Source organism: Paraburkholderia sp. RL17-368-BIF-A (assembly GCF_046054045.1).
In the GTDB taxonomy this organism is placed as follows: domain Bacteria; phylum Pseudomonadota; class Gammaproteobacteria; order Burkholderiales; family Burkholderiaceae; genus Paraburkholderia; species Paraburkholderia graminis.
On record NZ_JARESN010000019.1, the window covers coordinates 86818 to 107702 of the forward strand.

The 20885-nt window shown below is 62.1% G+C and carries 20 protein-coding genes; 13 read left to right on the forward strand and 7 right to left on the reverse strand.

Annotated features, from left to right (window positions below; genetic code table 11):
* Nucleotides 1-38: 38 nt before the first annotated feature.
* Nucleotides 39-2198 carry a phosphocholine-specific phospholipase C gene (locus P0D87_RS26540; RefSeq protein ID WP_053859799.1) on the reverse strand — a complete coding sequence of 720 codons (2160 nt, stop codon included), beginning with the start codon at nt 2196-2198 and terminating at the stop codon, nt 39-41.
* Nucleotides 2199-2255: 57 nt separating this feature from the next.
* Nucleotides 2256-2594 (reverse strand): hypothetical protein, encoded by a 339-nt coding sequence (locus P0D87_RS26545; RefSeq protein WP_053859800.1) that lies wholly within the window; start codon nt 2592-2594, stop codon nt 2256-2258.
* A 176-nt stretch (nt 2595-2770) separates the two neighbouring features.
* Between P0D87_RS26545 and P0D87_RS26550 the strand changes: the two genes are divergently transcribed.
* From P0D87_RS26550 to P0D87_RS26570, 5 genes are all read left to right on the forward strand, one after another.
* Nucleotides 2771-4738, forward strand: a complete 1968-nt coding sequence (locus tag P0D87_RS26550) for an amylo-alpha-1,6-glucosidase (RefSeq protein ID WP_053859801.1) — start codon at nt 2771-2773, stop codon at nt 4736-4738.
* A gap of 51 nt (nt 4739-4789) precedes the next feature.
* Nucleotides 4790-7597 (forward strand): MGH1-like glycoside hydrolase domain-containing protein, encoded by a 2808-nt coding sequence (locus P0D87_RS26555; protein WP_053859802.1) that lies wholly within the window; start codon nt 4790-4792, stop codon nt 7595-7597.
* 88 nt (nt 7598-7685) lie between these two features.
* On the forward strand, nt 7686-9305 hold the full coding sequence (gene zwf, locus P0D87_RS26560; protein WP_053859803.1) for a glucose-6-phosphate dehydrogenase: 1620 nt from the start codon (nt 7686-7688) through the stop codon (nt 9303-9305).
* A 35-nt stretch (nt 9306-9340) separates the two neighbouring features.
* A complete protein-coding gene (locus P0D87_RS26565) occupies nt 9341-10141 on the forward strand; it encodes an ROK family protein (RefSeq protein ID WP_006047351.1) in 801 nt (266 codons plus the stop codon).
* Between the two features lie 72 nt (nt 10142-10213).
* Nucleotides 10214-10747 carry a YbhB/YbcL family Raf kinase inhibitor-like protein gene (locus tag P0D87_RS26570; protein ID WP_371025993.1) on the forward strand — a complete coding sequence of 178 codons (534 nt, stop codon included), beginning with the start codon at nt 10214-10216 and terminating at the stop codon, nt 10745-10747.
* A 56-nt stretch (nt 10748-10803) separates the two neighbouring features.
* On the opposite strand, the gene P0D87_RS26575 is transcribed toward P0D87_RS26570, so the two are convergent.
* A complete protein-coding gene (locus P0D87_RS26575) occupies nt 10804-11799 on the reverse strand; it encodes an aldo/keto reductase (RefSeq protein WP_006047349.1) in 996 nt (331 codons plus the stop codon).
* A gap of 222 nt (nt 11800-12021) precedes the next feature.
* On the opposite strand from P0D87_RS26575, the gene P0D87_RS26580 reads away from it, so the two are divergent.
* On the forward strand, nt 12022-12339 hold the full coding sequence (locus P0D87_RS26580) for a high-potential iron-sulfur protein (protein ID WP_053859805.1): 318 nt from the start codon (nt 12022-12024) through the stop codon (nt 12337-12339).
* A 120-nt stretch (nt 12340-12459) separates the two neighbouring features.
* Here the strand turns inward: P0D87_RS26580 and P0D87_RS26585 are convergent, their stop codons facing one another.
* Nucleotides 12460-12933 (reverse strand): GNAT family N-acetyltransferase, encoded by a 474-nt coding sequence (locus P0D87_RS26585; protein ID WP_053859806.1) that lies wholly within the window; start codon nt 12931-12933, stop codon nt 12460-12462.
* Between the two features lie 150 nt (nt 12934-13083).
* On the opposite strand from P0D87_RS26585, the gene P0D87_RS26590 reads away from it, so the two are divergent.
* The 7 genes from P0D87_RS26590 (at nt 13084) to P0D87_RS26620 (ending at nt 18424) form a co-directional block, all read left to right on the forward strand.
* Nucleotides 13084-13701 (forward strand): hypothetical protein, encoded by a 618-nt coding sequence (locus tag P0D87_RS26590; RefSeq protein ID WP_321175883.1) that lies wholly within the window; start codon nt 13084-13086, stop codon nt 13699-13701.
* A gap of 108 nt (nt 13702-13809) precedes the next feature.
* Nucleotides 13810-14079, forward strand: coding sequence for a DUF1488 family protein (locus P0D87_RS26595; RefSeq protein ID WP_006047345.1), 270 nt, complete (start codon nt 13810-13812; stop codon nt 14077-14079).
* Nucleotides 14080-14931: 852 nt separating this feature from the next.
* Entirely contained in the window at nt 14932-15405 is a 474-nt protein-coding gene (locus tag P0D87_RS26600; protein ID WP_053859808.1) for a hypothetical protein, read from the forward strand.
* 380 nt (nt 15406-15785) lie between these two features.
* The gene (locus P0D87_RS26605; protein WP_006047342.1) at nt 15786-16139 is read left to right on the forward strand and encodes a YciI family protein; all 354 of its coding nucleotides are present in this window, start codon (nt 15786-15788) and stop codon (nt 16137-16139) included.
* 143 nt (nt 16140-16282) lie between these two features.
* Entirely contained in the window at nt 16283-16696 is a 414-nt protein-coding gene (locus P0D87_RS26610) for a YciI family protein (RefSeq protein ID WP_029967178.1), read from the forward strand.
* 41 nt (nt 16697-16737) lie between these two features.
* Nucleotides 16738-17145, forward strand: a complete 408-nt coding sequence (locus P0D87_RS26615) for a VOC family protein (RefSeq protein WP_006047340.1) — start codon at nt 16738-16740, stop codon at nt 17143-17145.
* 4 nt (nt 17146-17149) lie between these two features.
* Nucleotides 17150-18424, forward strand: a complete 1275-nt coding sequence (locus P0D87_RS26620; protein ID WP_053859809.1) for an RNA polymerase sigma factor — start codon at nt 17150-17152, stop codon at nt 18422-18424.
* 87 nt (nt 18425-18511) lie between these two features.
* Here P0D87_RS26620 and P0D87_RS26625 read toward each other — a convergent pair whose 3' ends face one another.
* From P0D87_RS26625 to P0D87_RS26635, 3 genes are all read right to left on the reverse strand, one after another.
* Nucleotides 18512-19129, reverse strand: coding sequence for a LysE family translocator (locus tag P0D87_RS26625; RefSeq protein ID WP_053859810.1), 618 nt, complete (start codon nt 19127-19129; stop codon nt 18512-18514).
* 12 nt (nt 19130-19141) lie between these two features.
* The gene (locus tag P0D87_RS26630; protein ID WP_006047337.1) at nt 19142-19720 is read right to left on the reverse strand and encodes a DUF4337 domain-containing protein; all 579 of its coding nucleotides are present in this window, start codon (nt 19718-19720) and stop codon (nt 19142-19144) included.
* Between the two features lie 134 nt (nt 19721-19854).
* Nucleotides 19855-20799 (reverse strand): AEC family transporter, encoded by a 945-nt coding sequence (locus tag P0D87_RS26635; RefSeq protein ID WP_053859811.1) that lies wholly within the window; start codon nt 20797-20799, stop codon nt 19855-19857.
* Nucleotides 20800-20885: the final 86 nt, after the last annotated feature.

The window sequence follows — 20885 nt, forward strand, 5'->3', positions numbered from 1 at the left end:
CGACACCACGCACGCGCAACCGCAACCGCAGCCTCAACCTAACCCGCCTTACTTGCCACCAACACCGGCGCAATCGCAGCCGGATCGCTAATACTCGGCCGCCCATTTTCGACGTGACCCGCAACGCGGCGCGAGAAGCTGTCGTCGTCGTTGCTGGTTATCGTCAAGTCGTACCAGTGATGGCTCGCTGCCAGCACCCACGCCTCTTCGATATGCGCGCCCGGCGGCACGATCACCGGACGCGGACGTGCGCCATACGCGTTATCCGTCACCGTCAAACGCGCAAAGCTGCCGCCCTTGTTGCTGAACTTGAGGAACACGTTGCCGTTCGCGACATCGTATTGCACCTTCACTTCGGGCTCCGCCGGTTTGCCATTGTGATGGCCACCCGCAAGCTGCTCTGCCTGCGCATTGCTCCAGACGTTACCCGCGAATTTGCGCACGAAACCATTCGGACCGAACACCTGAAAAGCGTAGACGCCGTTCGTCGATGTCAGATCGAACGACTCGCTGAGCGACTTGCCCGCTTCAACGGTGTAACGCCAGGGACCGTCCGTGCGATTCGTCGAGTACACATAGAAATGCGCGCCCTGGTCGCCGGTATTGCCGAATGAAATTTCGAACGCGTTCTGCTTCGCGTCCGCGTGGCCGTTCACATGCAATTCATACGGCAAGGCGCGCGCGAAACGAATGCCGCTTTCCTGCGGATCGATTGAGCCGGGCGTCGCGGGCACGGTCGGTTTCGGCTGCGTCGCGCACTGGTTGTCGGCAATGGTCTTGTAGTTGCTCGTGTCGGGCAGCGGCGGAATGCGCGAGTCGGGCGTGCGGAAATCGAACGCTGTCGTCAGGTCGCCGCACACCGCGCGACGCCATGCGGTGATGTTCGGCTCGTACACGCCAAAGCGCGTTTCGATGAAGCGAATCACCGACGTGTGATCGAACACCTGCGAGCACACAAAGCCGCCCTTGCTCCACGGCGACACGATCGTCATCGGCACGCGCGGGCCGAGGCCGTAGGGCAGGCCGTCGGCCGTATAGCTGCCGCCGCGTCCCGGGTTGACCACGTTGTGAATTTCGCCTTCGGTGCTGACTGTCGACTTGCCTTGCGCAGCCGTGGTTGCCGGTTGCGGCGGCACGAGGTGATCGAAGAAGCCGTCGTTCTCGTCGTACATGATGAAGAGCACGGTCTTGCTCCACACCTCGGGGTTCGACGTCAACGCATCCAGAATCTGCGACGTATATTCGGCGCCATACGCCGGCGTGTATTTCGGATGCTCCGAGTACGCGGCGGGCGGGCACAGCCACGACACTTGCGGCAGCTTGTTCGCGAGCACGTCGGCCTTCAGATCGTCGATGGTGCGTACGGTTTGGGCGCGCTCATACAACGGCGAGCCAGGCTGCGCGTTGATGAAGTTGCTGAAGTTTTGCAGGATGTTGGTGCCGTAGTTGCCGTTCAGCGGATCGGCGCCGGTCAGTCCCTGCTGATAGATCTGCCACGAAATGCCGGCGGCTTGCAGGCGCTCGGGGTACGTGGTCCACGAAAGCAACTGATAGTTCGGCGGGCCGTCGCCGTCGACCCAGTCGTTGTTGTCGAGCAGCGGTCCGCCGAACTTGGCCGTCGGGTCGACCGTGCCGCTCATCAGATACGAGCGGTTCGGATGCGTCGGTCCCGGCATCGAGCAGAAATACGCGTCGCAGATCGTGAACGCATCGGCGAGCGCATAGTGGAACGGAATGTCGCTGCGCAGGTGATAGCCCATCGTCATGTCGGTCTTGGTCGCGGGCCACTGGTCGTAGCGGCCGCCGTCTATCGCGGCATGCGTCTTGTACCAGCTATGATCGAGGTCGCCCACGCATTGCGCGCTTGTGGTCGACGTATCCAGATGGAAGGGCAGCACAGGCTTCGTGGGGTCCGCCTTCGACGGCTGATACCAGACCGGCTTGCCGTTCGGCAGCGGAATCGGGAAGCGGTCGTTGTAGCCGCGCACGCCGCGCATATGGCCGAAGTAGTGGTCGAACGAACGGTTTTCCTGCATGAACACGACGATGTGCTCGACATCGTGAATCGTGCCCGTGCGCGAAAACGCGGGAACGGCCAACGCATTGCGAATCGACTCGGGCAGCGCGGTAAGCGCAGCGGCAGCGCCGGCGGACGAAGCCACGGTCTGCAGGAAACGGCGACGGCTATTTGATGTCATGGAATATCACCTTCTGCGGGGGGAAGAATAGCGCGCCACGCGCGCCAGGGGAATCGGTCAGTTGCTGTTCGCGCTGTCGCCCGGTGCATAACGCATGACGGGCGCGACCTGCTGGCTGTCGGCGGCGAGGCTGGCTTGCACGTTCTGCGTGATGGCGTCGGATGCGAGAGCGGGATTCGCGGCGAGCGCCGACGATGCATTCGGAATAGCGGCTGCGGACAATGCCGCGGAAGATGGCGCATCGAGCGAAGCATCAACATTCGATGAAGAAGACGCATTGGCCGATGCGGAGTCATCCGCGCCGCAGCCGCTTAATGCACCCGTTAATGCACCCGTTAATGCGTACGTTGCGAGCGCAACGAAAAAGACACTCACGGGGTGTTTGTCTCTTCTCATGTCGGCATCCAGTTTTGTGAAAGCGGATGCAGTCTCCAACCCTTTCAAGAAATAATTGTGAAACGTTTGCGAGTGGGAAAAATGACTCGCGTTTGTGAGTTCTTCGAAAGGAACCGGAAAGTGATAAGTAGGAGAATGGACACGCTAATGCCTTCCATCGCAAGATCACTCACGCCATGACACGCATTGAACGACCTTTCGACATGCCGCGGCTCGAAGACGAATGGCTCGAGGCAGACGGCTTCGGCGGCTTCGCGTCGGGGACCGTGGGCACCGAGCGCACGCGCCGCTATCACGCATTGCTGCTGGCGGCCACGCGCGCGCCAGGCGGGCGCGTCGTGCTGGTCAACGGCGCGGAAGCCTGGCTCGAAGCGGACGGCGAGCGCTATCCGCTCAGCATGCAGCGCTACGTGCCCGATGTGCTTTATCCCGATGCGAGCGCGAATCTGCTGGCGTTCGGCACGGAGCCGTGGCCGACATGGCGCTTCGAGTTCAATGCGCAGATTGTCATCACGGCCGAAGTGTTCGTCAGCAAGGCGACGTGCGAAACGGTATTGCGCTGGCAATGGGAACGCACGCAGGCGGCGACGCCAACAGGCGCGCTTACGCTGAAGGTCAGGCCGTTGCTGTCCGGCCGCGACTATCACGCGCTGCATCACGAGAACGCGGCGTTCAACTTTGGCGCGCAAATCAGCGACGACGCGCGCAACGTAAGCTGGCAACCCTACGGCGACCTGCCGCGCATTCATGCCGCGACGAATGGCAGCTACGCGCACGCGCCCGACTGGTATCGCAACTTCTGCTACGTTCGCGAGCGCGAGCGCGGGCTGGATTTCAGCGAAGACCTCGCGACCCCCGGCGTATTCAGCTTCAATCTCGCGGATGAGCAAGCGGTCATGATTCTCAGCGCATCCGACGCAACACAAACACACGTAACCGCAACGCACCATGCAGAAACCCTCGCGGAAACCGAACAACAACGCCGCGAAGCATTCGGCTCGCGCCTGCAACGTTCCGCCGATGCCTACGTCGTGCAGCGTAACGAGGGCCGCACGATACTCGCGGGCTTCCCCTGGTTCACCGATTGGGGCCGCGACACGTTCATCGCGATGCGCGGCTTGCTGATCGCATCGGGCCGTCTCAATGCCGCCGAGGCGATCCTGCTCGAATGGGCGGGCACGTTGTCCGAGGGCATGCTGCCCAATCGTTTCCCCGATTACGGCGACACGCCCGAATACAACTCCGTCGATGCGTCGCTGTGGTTCATCGTCGCCGTGCACGACTATCTGTCGACGGATCACGCGGGCGCGGCAACAAGGGCGCGTCTCCAAGCCGCCGCCGACGCGATCCTCGCGGGCTACACGCAAGGCACGCGCTTTAACATCAAGGCATCGGCGGAGGACGGTTTGTTGTGCGCGGGCGTCGCAGGCATGCAGCTCACGTGGATGGATGCGAAGGTCGGCGACTGGGTCGTGACGCCGCGCATCGGCAAGCCGGTCGAAGTGCAGGCACTGTGGATCAACGCATTGCGCATTGCAGCAACGTGGAATGCGCAATGGCAACAACCGGCCGACCGCGCATGGCAGGCGTTCCGCGAGCGTTTCGTCGGCCCGTCGACACAGGCGCTTTTCGATAACATCGACGTCGATCATGTCAGCGGCACAGCGGACCGCGCGATTCGTCCGAATCAGATTTTCGCGGTCGGCGGGCTGCCGTTCGCGTTGCTCGAAGGCGCGGCGGCGCGCGCCGTGGTCGATCAGGTCGAAGCGCAATTGCTGACGCCGCTCGGCTTGCGCACGCTCGCGCCGTCGGACCCGGCTTATCGCGGCCGCTACAGCGGCGCCCCTTACGAACGCGACGGCGCCTATCATCAGGGCACGGCGTGGCCGTGGCTGCTCGGTCCATTCGTCGAAGCGTGGCTGCGCGTGCGCGGCAATACCGACGAAACGCGCCGCGAAGCTCGAACGCGTTTTCTCGATCCGCTGTATGCGCATCTCGATCACGCGGGGCTCGATCACCTTTCCGAAATCGCCGACGGCGATTTGCCGCACGCGCCCGCCGGCACGCCGTGGCAGGCGTGGTCGCTCGGCGAATTGCTGCGCGTCGAGCATTTGCTTGCCGGGTTGGATCGCCACATCGCGTAAACCGCGCTACGATGTGTGTCCCACCGCCAAGCCCGACGCAAGGAAGCTGTCATGCCACCGCTGCGCGCTGCGAATCTGTTCGCCACTGTTGAAGGTTCACGTCTGCATTCGGCGGATTGTGCCCACTGGCAGCGCTGGGGCCCCTACCTCAGCGAGCGTCAATGGGGCACCGTGCGCGAGGATTACAGCGCGGACGGTACTGCGTGGGACTACTTTCCGCACGACCATGCGCGCAGCCGCGCATACCGTTGGGGCGAGGACGGCATTGCCGGTTTCGGAGACGACACGCTGAGCTGGTGCGTGTCGCTTGCGCTGTGGAATCGCAAAGACCCGATCCTGAAAGAGCGGCTCTTCGGTGTCACGAACGCGCAGGGCAATCACGGCGAGGACGTGAAGGAGCTGTACTTCTATCTCGACGGCACGCCGACGCATTCGTACATGCGCATGCTGTACAAGTACCCGCACGCGGCTTATCCGTATCAGGATCTGATCGAGGAAAACGCGCGGCGCGGCGGCGACATGCCGGAGTACGAAATTCTCGATACGGGCGTGTTCGACGACTTGTGTTACTTCGACGTGCAGGTCGAATACGCGAAGCACGCGCCCGACGACATCGTGATGCGCGTCACAATCGAGAATCGCGCGGACGAACCCGCATCGCTCGATGTGCTCCCGCAAATCTGGGCGCGCAATTCGTGGTCGTGGAAAGAGAACACGGACAAGCCGTCGCTTGCCGCAGGCACGGACCACGAAGGCCGCGCGCAGTTGATCGGCCATCAGCATGGACATGAACCGATTGTCGTCACCGCGTGGTCGCACGACGCGCCGCAAATCGCGTGGCTATTCTGCGAGAACGACACGAACGTAAAGCGCCTCTTCAATATGGAAGGCGAGGGTCCGTTCAAGGACGGCTTCAACGATTACCTCGTGCATGGCGATCAGCACGCGGTGCGTCGCGATCGGGGCACCAAGGCGGGCGCGCATGCGCCAATCGAACTCGGTCCGCATGGGCGCGCGGTCGTGTATATGCGCTGGCGTCCCGAGGCGACGCCCGACGAAGTGCCGTTCGACGCGGACGCACTCTTTGCAAAGCGTATCGCCGAAGCCGACGAGTTCTACGGCGCGCTGCAACGCGACATGAACGATCCGGACGCGCGTCTCGTGCAGCGCCAGGCGCTCGCGGGCATGCTGTGGTCGAAGCAGTACTACCGGTACGACGTGCATCGCTGGATCGAAGGCGATCCGTTGCAGCCTCAACCGGCGGCCGCGCGCAAACGTGGACGCAACGCGGACTGGATGCACCTGTGCAATGCGGACATCGTGTCGATGCCCGACAAGTGGGAGTACCCGTGGTACGCGTCGTGGGATCTCGCGTTTCATGCGGCGGCGTTTGCGTTGATCGATCCGGCGTTCGCGAAACGTCAATTGCTGCTGCTGGTGAAAGACCGCTATCAGCATCCGAATGGACAACTGCCCGCTTACGAGTGGGCGCTAGGCGATGCGAATCCACCGGTTCACGCGTGGGCCGCGTGGCGCGTGTACGAGATCGACCGCGCGCTCACCGGCAAGCCCGATCGCGATTTTCTGGAACTCATTTTTCACAAGCTGCTGCTCAACTTTTCGTGGTGGGTGAACCGCAAGGACGCCGACGGTCACAACATCTTTCAGGGCGGTTTTCTTGGGCTCGACAACGTGGGCATCTTCGATCGTTCGTCGCCGCTGCCCACGGGCGGCCACATCGATCAGGCGGACGGCACCGCGTGGATGGCCGCGTATGCACTCGACCTCATGCGTATCGCGCTGGAACTTGCGTATGCGAACCATGTGTTTGTCGACATCGGCGTAAAGTTCTTCGAGCACTTCCTGTATATCGCGCAAGCCGTGAGTTGCGACGACGGCTGCGATACCGGACTATGGGACAGCGAGGACGAGTTCTTCTACGACAAGCTGCGCCTGCCTGACGGCACCAGTGTTCCAATGCGCGTGCGCTCGATCGTCGGGCTCATTCCGCTTTTTGCGGTGCATGTACTCGAAGAGCGCCTGCATGGCGAATTGCCCGGATTGCGCGAGCGGCTCGTGTGGTTCCTCAAGCATCGGCCGGATCTCGCGAAGCTCGTCTCGCGCTGGAACGAGCCGGGTAAGGGCAATGCATTGTTGCTGTCGGTTTTGCGCGGACATCGGATGAAAGCGCTGTTGCGGCGCGCGCTCGACGAAAGCGAATTTCTCTCCGATCACGGCGTGCGCGCGCTGTCGCGATACCACCGCGATCATCCGTTCGTGTTCGATCACAACGGCAATAGCTTCACGGTCAAATATCTGCCGGCTGAATCGGATACGCGCGTGTTCGGCGGCAATTCGAACTGGCGCGGTCCGGTGTGGATGCCCGTCAATTATCTGTTGATCGAATCGCTCTACGAATTTCACCGCTATTACGGCGACGAATTCCGCGTCGAATATCCGACGGGCTCGGGAAAGACCTTGTCGTTGTCCGAAATCGCCGATGAACTCGCGCGCCGCGCGACCACGCTATTCCTCAAGAACCGGGACGGCGAGCGTCCGGTCATGGGCGCGTACCCGTTGCTGCAAGCGGACCCGCGTTCGAGCGATCTGATTCTGTTCCACGAATACTTCCACGGCGACAACGGGCGCGGCGTCGGCGCTTCGCATCAAACCGGTTGGACCGGGCTTGTCGCATTGCTGCTGCAACCGCGTGAGATGGCCGCATCGGGCAGCGTGCCGCTTGCAGGCGAGCCTGGGCGCGCGCCGATTCCGGCAGCGCCGTCGGCTCCGGCGCGGCCCACGGAGCCCGCGGTCGAACCTGAAACGGTTTCCGCGCTGGCGAGCAGTGCGGTCAAATAGCGCGTGACCGTTGTTGAACTGTGTGGGGGCGGGCGCGGTCTTCTCTCTATTGCCACGTCCGTTTCATTGGCTTACTCGAGTGAATCCCATGTCGACTCCATCGAATCCCCAAGCCGCTAATTCTCCGAATGCGGATGCTAACGGCAACCTTGCCGCGCCGCGCAGTTGCAAAGTGAGTGCGAGTGCGCACGGCGAGCCGCCGTCGCCCGCCGGCAAGTGCCCGGCGCCGCCTTGCACGCTGGTCATCTTCGGCGCGGGCGGCGACCTCACCAAGCGCCTCCTGATGCCCGCGCTCTACAACCTCGCCGTGGATGGCCTGCTCGACGGCGGCATGCAGATTGTCGGCGTGAATCACGGCGAGCGCGAAACGAGCGCATGGTGCGAAGAACTGCACCAGTCGCTGCAAAAATTCGCCGCCGACAAAGCCAGCACTTTCCACGCCGGTAAGCTCGACGACAGCGCATGGGATTGGGTCGCGCAGCGCCTCACCTACATGGCCGGCGATTTCGACACGCCCGACACCTTCGCGCGTCTGAAGCAAAAACTCGCTCAGGCGCCCGGCGGCAATGTGATCTTTTATCTGGCCGTGGGCTCGCGCTTCTTCAAACCGATCGTCGAACATTTGGGCGAGACCGGTTTGCTGAAAGAGGACGGCGGCTTTCGCCGCATCGTGATCGAAAAGCCGTTCGGCACCGACCTCGCATCGGCGCGCGATCTGAACGCGCACATTCTTTCGCAGGCGAAGGAATCGCAGATCTATCGCATCGATCATTTTCTCGGCAAGGACACGGTGCAAAGCATTCTTGCCGTGCGCTTTGCTAACGCGCTGTTCGAGCCTGTGTGGCGGCGCGAATATATCGACAGCGTGCAGATCACGGCGGCCGAGACAATCGGCGTGGAAGGGCGCGGCAAGTTCTACGAGCAGACCGGCGCGTTTCGCGACATGGTGCCGAACCACCTGTTCCAGTTGCTCGGCATGGTGGCGATGGAGCCGCCCAATTCTTTCGACGCCGAAGCCGTGCGCAATAAAAAAGCCGAGATCTTCGACGCGATCTTGCCGCTCACACCGAACGACGTCGTGTTCGGTCAATACGAAAAAAGCGCTACGGGTGTGGGTTATCGCGAGGAACCGGACGTCGCGCCGGACAGCAAGACGGAAACGTATGCGGCCGCGCGCGTGTTCGTCGAAAACTGGCGCTGGGCCGGCGTGCCTTTCTATTTGCGCACGGGCAAGCGGCTTGCGGTGCGGCGCACTGAAATCTCCGTGCAACTGAAGCCGGTGCCGTTCCGTCTGTTTCGCGACACGCCCGTCGACGCGCTCACGCCGAACGTGCTGACGCTGCGTATCGATCCCGCGCACGGCACGAGCTTCGACTTCAACGTCAAGACGCCGGGCCCGGTGATGCAGATCGGCCCGGTGCAGTCTTCGTTCAACTATGGAGACTTCTTCGCGGAGCGTGCGAACGTCGGCTATGAAACGCTGCTGTACGACTGCATGCTCGGCGACGAGACGCTGTTTCAGCGCGCCGACAGCATCGAGACGAGCTGGTGCGCGGTGGACGATGTGCTGCATCCGAAAACGGGCGGCGCGATGCCCGTGCACGGCTATGCGGCCGGCAGTGAAGGGCCCGCCGAAGCTGATGCGCTGCTCGCACGCGACGGCCGCGCGTGGCGGCCATTAAAGACCAATGCAATCGAAAAGAAGTGAACGCGCTCGGTAAAACCACATCAACGGGGGGCAACATGGCGGCATCGAAAGACAAGGCAGCAACGCGTAACGAACGGATTCTTGCAATCGACGTCGGCGGCACTGGACTGAAAGCGGCGATCATCGACGCAAACGGTCAGATGCAAACCGAGCGCTTGCGCGTGGCGACGCCGCATCCGTGCACGCCGCAGCAACTCGTCGATGCGTTGGCAAAACTCGTCGAGCCATTGATCGCGAAGGCGCCGGCGCAGTTGATGTCGATCGGCTTTCCCGGCGTGGTCCGCAACAACCGCATTCTGACCGCGCCGCATTTCGGCGTGGAAGGATGGCGCGACTTTGCGCTTGCCGATCTGCTCGCGCAAAAACTGGGCGGCTTGCCCGCGCGCATGATCAACGACGCCGAAATGCAGGGCTTCGCCGCGATAGAAGGCAAGGGCATCGAATTCGTGTTGACGCTCGGCACCGGCGCGGGAACCGCGCTCTTTCGCGACGGCGAGTTGATGCCTCATCTCGAACTCGCGCATCATCCGGTCAGCAAGAAAGGCGTGGCTTATGACGAGTACATCGGCGACGCAGCACGCGAAAAAGCCGGGAATAAACGCTGGAATAAGCGTGTTCACAAAGTGATCGGCATTCTCGAATCGCTCGTGAATTACGACAAGCTATGGATTGGCGGCGGCAACGCGGCGCGGCTGACATTCGATTTGCCCGCGAACGTTGCGACCGTTTCGAACGATGCGGGTATTGAAGGCGGCGCGCGCTTATGGCATCCGAGGTCGGTGCGCGAAACGCGGCAATTGCCCGAAGCGAATGCACGCACGGGGAAGTTCAAATAGATCTCAACTGGCGCGAATCGCCGGGAGCAAACAACAATGATTCGAAGGGCTTACGTTGGCGCTGCGCGGCGCATGATTTCGTTGAGCGTCGGCGCGATGCTGACGTTCGCCGTTGCTCACGCCTATGCGGCCGAGGCTTTCACCTTGAGTTCGCCCGGTTTGGCCGATGGCGGCACACTCGAATCGACGCATGCGGCCAGCGCGAATAACTGCGGCGGCGGCAACGTGTCGCCCGCGCTGCAATGGCGCAACGTGCCGGCCGGCACAAAGAGTTATGCAGTGACGATCTTCGATCCCGATGGCGCTAAAGGTCTCGGCATCGTGCATTGGGTGCTATACGGCATTGCGTCTTCCGTGACCGCGCTTGGCGAGGGAGCCGCGCCGCCGCCTGGAAGCGTCGCCGGAACGAACCGCACGGGCGGCCCTGGCTATTACGGCCCGTGTCCGCCGGTCGGCGAGGTGCCGCATCACTATGTCGTGCAGATCTACGCGCTCGATCTCGCGCCGGATGCGTTGCCGGCCGGTCTGACGAGAGACGCGCTGCTCGCCGCCATGAAGGACCATGTGATCGCGGCCACCAGCACGGTGCTCAGATACGGGCGATGATCGCAGCGCGCGTGTTGCGGCTCGCGATCACTCGCCATGTCGGCTGACTGCCGCGGTTAGCGCGCCGCATCGCCCCAACGATATTCGACGCTGGCTTCGTCGAGTTGCTTCTTGATGTCGTCGTCCAGCACGAGTTCGGATGCGGCGAGCGTGTCGCTCAGTTGCTCGGCGCGGCTCGCACCGATAATCGCAGACGTGATGAGTGGATTCGCCAGAACCCACGCGAGCGAAACGCGCGTGAGCGATTCGCCGGTCGGCTCGACAATGCTCTTGAGCCGCTCGATCGTTTCGAATTCGCGGTGATGCCAGTAGCGCTCCTGATACATCGCGCCCGCCTTGCCGACGCTTTCGGTGAAGCGGCCCGACGCAGGCGCTGCATCGAGCTTGTGCTTGCCGGTCAGCAAGCCGCCCGCGAGCGGGTTGTATGGCATCACGGCGAGTTCCTCTTCGGCGGCGAGCGGCAGCAGTTCGCGTTCGATCTGGCGGAACAGCAGGTTATAACGCGGCTGTACCGAGACGAAGCGCGCGACGCGCAGCACGTCCGCGCGGCCGAGTGCGCGCGCGAGCCGATACGCGAGAAAGTTCGACACGCCGATGTAGCGCGCCTTGCCCGAACGCACGATCACGTCCAGCGCTTCGAGCGTTTCGTCGAGCGGCGTGTTGGCGTCGTCGGAATGCAGTTGATACAGGTCGACGTAGTCGGTGCCGAGACGCTTTAGCGAGGCGTCGATGGCATCGAGCAGATGCTTGCGCGACGCGCCCTGATCCCACGCGGAAGGGCCCATTTTGCCGACTGCCTTGGTGGCCAGAATGAAGCGATCGCGCTTGCCCTTCAGCCAGCGCCCGACGATTTCCTCCGTGCGTCCCGCGTTGTCCTCGCCGCCGCCGAGCGGATAAACGTTGGCGGTGTCGATGAAGTTCACGCCGGCATCGGCGGCTGTGTCGAGAATGCGGCGCGAAGCGTCTTCTTCGGTTTGCAGGCCGAACGTCATGGTGCCGAGACACAGGCGGGAAACAGTCAGCCCTGTGCGGCCGAATTTGCGGTATTGCATGCTCAACTCCGAATGGGACCAAACGATTGCGATGGAGAACACTGCGAGAAACGAGCAAAGAGGATAAACGCAAAACGAGAGTCGCGTTCGCGAGCGCTCGGCGTGCATTCAAATCGTAAGCATGCGTGGTTGCGTGCGTGCGAATGGTCGCTCACGCTAGAATCGTTGCAGTTGATTCATCCCCGCGATGACACGCGCCATGACCACCATCGGAGCACAACAATGAAAACGTCGCGCCGCCATTTTTTATTGATGAGTGTGAGCGCCGGCTCTTCGCTCATGATGTCGCGCGTGGGCTTCGCCGCCAGCGCAAACGCAAATGTACTCAGCGAGACCGACCCGCAAGCGCAAGCGCTCGGCTATAAGGAAGACGCGTCGAAGGTCGACAAAGCGAAGTATCCGCAATACGCAGCAGACCAGAAGTGCAGCACATGTTCGCTGTTTCAGGGCAAGACTGCGGATGCCTACGGCGGCTGTACATTGTTCGGCGATAAGCAGGTCGCCGCGCCAGGATGGTGCAGTTCGTATACGAACATGTGACGCGTGCGGGCCGATATTCGTCGGATCAGCTTGGGATCAGCTTCACATCAACGCATCTGTCGGCACGCGCGTTCGTGAATGGTCAAGTCAGCTCGTGCGGTGTCAGTTCTTATCCGCCATTCATTCTGCTTCAGTTTCCGCCGACGCACGGGGCGAGCGCCTCATGTGAAACTCTCTCTCATCTTCGCTCACGACTTTGAAGCCGAGCCGTTCGTAAAGACGCCGCGCCGGATTGCCCTTGAGCACCTTGAGTGCGACGGGCAAGGTCGCGGCGTCGGCGTCGCGCAGCACCGTGCGCAGCGCCCGTTCGCCGATGCCGCGCCCTTGCAGTGCCGGCGCGATCTGCAATTGAACGACTCGCCATTCGGTATCGGAACGATGCGCCTTGAGCAAACCGGCAGGCGTGCCGTCGACGCAAATCACGCGCGCCGCGTCGTAACGATGCAGCAAACGCGCGCGATGCTCGGCGTCGTCCGCGGGTTCGCCGACGCGCGCGAGATGCTCGGTCATCGTCGCCTTGCGCAACTCGAAGAGGAACGTTTCGTCGTCGGCGGAAGCGGGGCGCAGGGTTATCGCAGGTTGGTGGTCGGACATGTCGAGGCGCGCGGGCGCGCGGGCCGTTAGTAAGAATGGGCGCGAATTGTCATGCTGCCTGCGCGTTTTTACCATGCATCGGCGTGTGAACGTGCGCGCTTGCGCAGTTGATCGACGTATATCGCGGCTCACGCGACTGTCGACAACACGATGCACCGCAGCGGCTTTACCCGCGACGCATCAAGCGCCGCCTATGCTTTGCCGTTCGCAGACCGCGCTACGTTTGCACTTTATGGGGCTCGACGGAAACCGGACGCGGCGCGTTCGACACAGATTGGCATGTGCCTTGCTTTTGCCCTTACCCGCGGATTGATACGCGCGCAGGTCGAGACCTCGCGGCGCGACACGCCGAAACGCCGACAGACGGCGCCACCTGGCATACGACGAACAATGCTGAACCCGAGAACCGAAGTTCTGACGCGCGCAATCGAGGGCGACGTGACGACGCTCGTCTTCTATCCCGACACGGGCTGCCTGCGTTTCCGCGATTCGCGTGGTGTGACGTCCCACGAATTGCGGCCGCCGCATTCCTGGTTCGCGCTTGCGTCCGCGTCGCGCGGAGTGCGCGGCGGGACACACGCGATGTCCGAAGGTTTGAGTACGCTATTGCATGACTTCTGTGTGAAACGCTCGCGGTGGATGAGCGCGACGCCACGCATGCCCGAGCTGACGAACGCGCGTGCAGTTTCGCCTGCGCTTCGGTTGGGGCACGCTGACATGCACGCGTTTTCACGTTCGCTTACGATTGAGGTAACGGCGGCGCAGTAGCGGATTCATCAGCCGAAAGACCGATGCGGGCTTGCGTGTCTATTCAGTTTTGTTCGGCGTCGCTCGTTGAATACGACGGGCGGCATAAGCAACTTTGCGAGGTGGGCCATGGAGATTATCGAGCTTGAACCAAGCGTCTCCCCAGACGGGCGCGCGGTGATTTTCCAGCTTTCGGCGCGAGGACGGGAACTCGAATGCGCCGTCACGCGTGAAGCGCTGGAGCAATATTTCTGGTTGCAACGCGGCGCCGCGGAAGACCGCATGCTGAAAACTTTCGCCGATGGCCGCAAGCGCATCACCGCTGTGGCCGAAAGAAAGATGCTGGCGCGTCCGGGCGAAAAAGTCCTGCTGACGATCAGCGACTTTGCCGCGCGCTGATGTCGATTGATCGTTGCGCACGCAGCGTCTACGTGATGCTGCGTGCGCATTCGTTGTGCTGTGTCTGCTTGCGCTGAGTTGCTCTGATTCGCGCCGAGTTGCTCTGACTTGCGCGCGGCGGTGTCCGTTCGCGTTGTTCCCCGCAGTCTCTTCCACATGCGTCCCCGATTGTTACGTCCATTCGTCAAACAGGCGTGGCAATGCCCTTCCTTTTGCCCAATTGCTCGAGCGCTCGCTCGCATAAACTGTTTTCCATGGAGCGACAAATCACCGAGCCCATCGACGCGGTCTTCCCCCGCGTTGTTTTGAACCGTACCGTTGATGGCAGTTTGCCGTGGCAGTCGACACGGCAGGGCAGTAAAGCAGTAGGAAGTAGAAGCAAATGGCGCAGTGGCAGGTGAAGTAGCAGATCGTTTTTTTCAAGTTGCAGTTTGCAGTTTTTGCAGCACCGGTAATAGCTTGAGCAGCAATAACACAAGCAGTTGACGTCGCAACAAAAGTCTTCGCAGTAGCGGTAAAGCAGGCAGCAAACGTTTTGCTTTTCGCAGTAGCAGCACAAGCAGCAACAGCTTGGTTAGTTTCGATGGTTAAAGGTCGGCGAGCATCCACGCGCAAGCACGACTTCCATCCTGTCCGGCCCTGTTCTCTCGCGGGAACAGGGTTTTTTTTTGTACTTGCGGTGGACGACCGGGAATTTCGCCGTTTAAGCCGGTCTTAATAAAGGCTTGCCATCATGCTTACACAGACTCACATTAGAGGCTGTCGAGCCGCCGGCGCATCGGCGGCATTCGTCGCCGGAAAATCGTACCGATGTGGCGACGAAGCCGAGAGTTAGCGAAGGAGGTTGAATCTATGTCCAGTAAAGCGCGAGTCCGCAAACACAATGCGCCGGCCATGTCGCCGCTATTGCGTGCGCTCACTCACAGCCGCAGCGCACACGAGCCCGTTACCGCCGCGATGATCCTGCAGTGCTATGCGTCGCTCGACGCGTTCCAGCACGGCCACGGTTCGCGCGACCTACACATGATGTTGAGCCGGCATTTATTGGTGTCGCAGGAACTGGCGCGCCTCGGCCTCGGCGAAGACACGCTCGACGATATTCAGAGCGGGCATGCGGCGATGGTTCACCTCGACGAGCGCGAGCAGCGAACCGGCGCATGGAAGTTGAATGACGACGAATACGCGCGACTCTGCACGGCGCTGGCGATTCTCGATGCGCAACTTTCGGTGGCGTCGTTGAGCGAGATCGCGAACGCGCAGGCGCGCATGATCGAAGGCTTGATGCGGTCCGCGCGGACGAGAGCGATCGCGGAAGCGGTGCTTTAAGTCGGTAAGTTGAAGACGATAGAACGCCCCACGTGGGGCGTTTTTTTTGCGTCTGCTTTGCGTCTGTTGATCGTTGTGCTGCGTCACATTGAAGTGCTCAATCTTCTTCCGACTGCCGCTTAGTTTGAAGCAGACGTTAGCGCGTTCGCAACCGCTTCAAATCGGCGCAACGCCACGCGCGTGGCGAAACTCAATTCGCTTGCCGTCCATCTATTACGAGTCTTCGTAAAACTCAACCGCCGACGGCCGATTACCCATCGAGGCAGGTTTACCGGAACGATGCGCGCTTGTTAGACTGGCTTTCCGCGCTCGCATGAGCGTCCATTTGTGTCATACGACTGCCGGGCTGACGGTCCGCAGCGTCATTCATTGGAGACGCCATGTCTTATATGCTGCTGATCGTCGAACCCCCCGAACAACGCGCGCAACGCGGCGAGGCCAAGGGCCGCGAAGTCTACGACGAGATGGTGCGCTTCGGCGCGGATCTCAAGGAGCGCGGCAAACTGCTGGCGGCCGAAGCGCTCACATCCTCCAGCGACGCCGTGCGCGTGCAGGTGCGCGGCGGCCAGCCGAAACTGGTCGACGGCCCGTTCGCCGAAGCGAAGGAAATGATCGGCGGCTTCTACCTGCTCAATTGCGAATCGCGCGAAGAAGCCGTGGCGATTGCGCAAGCCTGTCCGGCGGCGACGTGGTGCACCGTCGAGGTACGCAAGCTCGGCCCGTGCTTCATGTAAGCGAGCGACGGCTTTTGACTCGGGGTTTTCCCCAAGCGACGCATCATAGCTGTCGAATCGTTCGTGCATTGCTCGTCGTGTGAGTAAGAGCGGCCAAGGCGCCGCACGCTCTCTACAACATCACGACAAAAGGAGTAACCGCGATGCGATTCATGATCCTGGTGAAGGCAACCGCCGCAAGCGAAGCCGGCGAAATGCCCGAAGCGTCCCTCATGGCCGCGATGGGCGCGTATCACGAAGAACTCGCGAAGGCCGGCGTGCTGCTCGACGCCACCGGCTTGCAGCCGACTTCGAAAGGGTGGCGCATTCGCTACAGCGGCGGCCAGCGTTCGGTGATCGACGGTCCGTTTGCGGATACCAAAGAAGTGATTGCCGGCTACACGCTGATCCAGGTGCGTTCGCGCGAGGAAGCGATGGAATGGGCGCGGCGTTTTCCCGCGCCGTTCGGCGAAAACGCCGATGGCGAAATCGAAGTGCGGCAACTCTTCGAACTCGAGGACTTCGAGCCGGGTCCGGAGCTTGAGCGTTTCCGTGAACTGGAAGCGGGCCGCCGCTAAATTGCCGCTGAGCCGCCGCGAACCGATTATTGGATTCCATCATGCACAAGCAAATTTTCGTGAATCTCGCCGTCGGTAATCTCGAACGGTCGAAGGCATTTTTCAGCGCGCTCGGTTTCGGCTTCGATCCGCAATTCACCAACGATCAGGCCGCATGTTTGATCCTCGGTGAAAACCTTTACGCGATGCTGCTCGTGAAAGACCTCTTCAAGTCGTTCACGCGTAAATCGCTTTGCGATCCGAAAGAAAGTACGGAAACACTCGTCGGCCTGTCGTGCGAAAGCCGGGGCGAAGTCGACGCGCTGGTCGCCAAAGCAGTCGAAGCGGGCGGCAGCGTGCCGCGCGCGCCGCAGGACTACGGCTTCATGTACGGCCACGGATTTGAGGACATCGACGGACATATCTGGGAGCTGATCTACATGGACCCGAACGCCAAGGCGGCGGGCTGAGCCTGTGACGAAACTGGCCACTCATCGTGCCATCGAGGCCGTCTGGCGGATCGAGTCCGCCAAGGTCATCGCCCACGTCGCGCGGATGGTGCGCGACGTCGGGCTCGCCGAAGAACTGGCGCAGGACGCGCTCGTGTCCGCGCTCGAACATTGGCCGGACGCGGGCGTGCCCGACAATCCTGGAGCGTGGCTGATGGCGACTGCAAAAAATCGCGCGCTCGACCGCTTGCGGCAGGAAGCGCTGCACGCGCGCAAGCGCCAGGAACTGGGCCACGACATGGACGCGCTCGAGGCGCATCTGGTGCCCGATTTCGTCGATGCGCTGGATGCGGCGCGTGCCGACGACATCGGCGACGACTTGCTGCGGCTCGTGTTCACCGCGTGTCATCCGGTGTTGTCGACGGACGCGCGCGTCGCACTCACACTGCGCCTGCTCGGCGGTCTGACGACGGATGAAATCGCGCGCGCGTTTCTCGTGCCCGAGCCGACCATCGCGCAACGGATCGTGCGGGCGAAGCGCACGCTGTCGGCGGCGAAAGTGCCGTTCGAGGTGCCGCAGGCCGACGCGCGCGCGCCGAGGCTCGCGTCGGTGCTGCAAGTGATCTATCTGATTTTCAACGAAGGTTATTCGGCCACGGCCGGCGACGACTGGATGCGCCCGGCGCTCAGCGAAGAAGCGCTGCGACTCGGGCGCGTGCTGAGCGGTCTCGTGCCCGATGAAAGCGAAGTGCATGGCCTTGTGGCGCTCATGGAGATTCAGGCGTCGCGCATGCATGCGCGAACCGATGCGCAGGGCCGCCCGGTTCTGTTGCTGGACCAGGATCGCAGCCGTTGGGACCCGCTGCTGATTCGTCGCGGATTGGCTGCGCTTAACACGGCGCATGCGCTTGGCGGCGCGAGCGGGCCGTATGCGCTGCAAGCCGCGCTGGCCGCGTGTCACGCACGCGCGCATCGCGCGGAAGAGACGGACTGGGCGCAGATCGTCGCGCTATATGACGCGCTTGCGCAGGTGGCGCCTTCGCCGGTCGTCGAATTGAATCGCGCGGTCGCGGTGGGCATGGCGTTCGGGCCGGCGGCCGGCCTCGATATAGTCGATGCACTTGCCGCCGATGCCACGCTCGCGAACTATCACTGGCTGCCGAGTGTGCGCGGCGATCTGCTCGCAAAACTCGGCCGCCTCGACGAAGCGCGCGCGGAGTTCGAACGCGCGGCGGCGATGACGCGCAATGTGCGAGAGCGCGAGTTGCTGCTGGAGCGCGCCCGCTCGGCGATGCAGTAGGGCGCCGTAGTTTGTGCGCATAAACTGGGGTGGACGCGGCGCGGCGTCATGCGGCGACGTCCGCGAACATACGCCCCCACCAACCCCCTACCGTATCAACTGCCGCACACCCAACGCGATAATCACGCCGCCGCACACGCGATCGACCCACGCCTTGCTGCGCCGATACGCCGATGCAATTCGCGCATGCGACAACGTCAGCGCGACAAAGCCATACCAGCTGCTTGCCACGACGAACACCATGCCGAGCATCGCGAGGAACGTGCCGACGCTCTCGTGCGGCGGCGCCGCCGACGAAAACACCGCGGCAAAAAACGCGACCGACTTCGGATTGGCGATATTGGTCGCGAAGCCTTGCGCGAACGCCTGACGAAGGCTGCCGCCAGGCGCTTGCGCGATCTCTTGCGAGTTGCCCGCCGAGGCTTTGAAGATCAGCCGTCCGCCGAACCAGATCAGATAAGCCGCCCCGGCCATCTTCACGGCAAACGCCAGCCACGGAAACGCCGCAAACACGATACCGACGCCGAGAATCGCGCAGCTTGCCCAGAACAGATTGACGAGGACGATGCCCGCCACCACCGCGAGCGCTTCGGTGCGCGTGGTCGACGCCGCCTTGTGCGCGACGGCCACGAAGTTCGGTCCTGGAATCACGACGCCGGCCACATACACGGATAACACGCCGAGAACGGCTGAACTATCGATCACACGAAGCTCCCGTCAAGCCGAGAAAAATGCGAGCGCGCCAGTGGCGACACCCACGGCCGCGACCACGAAAGACAGATTGCGCAGCCACTTCTTGCGCGTCAGCAACGTGATCGCACACAGCGCGATGGCTACCTGAATCAGCGTAGTAGCTTGCGCCCAGCGATGGTGACCGTGCAGCAGCACTTCGCTCTTCGCATTGTTATCGAGGACTTCTTTTTCGATCTCTTCGGCTTTGGCGCGGATCGGTTCTTTCTGCTGCTTATATTTGTCGACGTCCGCGAGAAACTTTGCGTGTTCGTCCGACTGACCCGCGGACAGCGCCGCGCCCAACTCCGCGAGGTTCTGCTTTTCGCCCTTGGCCTGGTAGTAATTCCATTGATTCGATGCTTCCGTCTTTTTGATCGCGGCTTCGTTCTTGTAGTACAGCGCGAGGTTTTCGCTGTTGCCGCTTTGATAGGCGCATAGCGCGCCGATCGTCGCGAGCACTGCCGTGATCACGGCCATGCGGCTCCCGAAAGAGTCCGCGTCGTGGTGACCGGCGTGCTGCACCGCATGGTCGTGCGGACCATGCACTTCATACTCTTCAGGCATCAGATTCTCCGAGGCAAACTGTCTTGTCGCGCCGGGCGTCGCGCGGGCCCGGCGGCCTCAATCTTAGCGTGTGATGCGGCGTGGCTGGAAAAGCGCTCGTTGTTTTGCGGCTGTGGGTGCGCGTGCGTTTGGATTCAGGCGCGATGACCCATCCATAGCAACAGCAGCGAGAGCGTCACGACGGAGCCTACCGTCGACAACAGAATGGTGCGCGATGTGATGTGCGCCTCGCGTTCATAGAACTCGGCCAGCATGAACGGGCCGGTGCCGGTGGGCAGCGCCGCGAGCACGACCGCCATTTCGACGAGCGCGGGCGAGAGGCCAAAGACACGCGCCGCGAGCCACCATGTCAGCGCCGGTTGCACGATCAGCTTGACGAGTGTGAGCAGCCACGCAATGCCGCGCGTGCCCGATTCGGACGGACGCTTTTCCGCGAGAAACAAGCCGAGGCTCACCAGCGCGCACGGACTGGCCGCGCCGCTCAACAGCTTGAGGAAGGTCTCCGCGCTCGGCGGCAACGGCACATGAAGACTGGCGAAGAGCGCGCCGGCAATCGGCGACACGATCAGCGGATTGCGCGCCAGCGAGCCCAGCACTTTCAGGCCGAGTTTGTGCGGCGTGCGCTCCGTCTGCAAGCCGACTTCGATCAGCACGATGGCGCCCGCAAACAGTACGCACGCGACCAGGATCGTCGCGATGGTGGTGGGCGTCAAGCTCGCCTGGCCGAACGCGATCATGCCGAGCGGAAAGCCGATATAGCCCGTGTTCGGATACGAGGCGGCGATTGCATCGACACTCGCGTCCGCGAGATGCCGTCCGTTCAGCAGGCGCATCACGAGTATCAGCGCGAAGATGCCCGCGCATGCAACGGAAAACGTGACGACGAACGCCGGCTGATACAACTGCTCCCACGTGGCGCGCGCCATCGTGTCGAAGAGCAGCGCCGGCAACGCCAGCCAGACCACGAAGCGATTCAGTTCCGATGCCGAGTTCGGTCCGAGCACGCCGCGACGGCGGCACGCAAAGCCCGCGAATATGAGGCCGAAGACGGGAAGCAGAATCTCGAGAGTGGCTAACATCGGTTTGGAACGCGCGGGCAATAAACGCGGATAGAAGGGCGAGCCGTCAGCGTAGTGATTTGCGTTGATACAATCAAATACCGTTT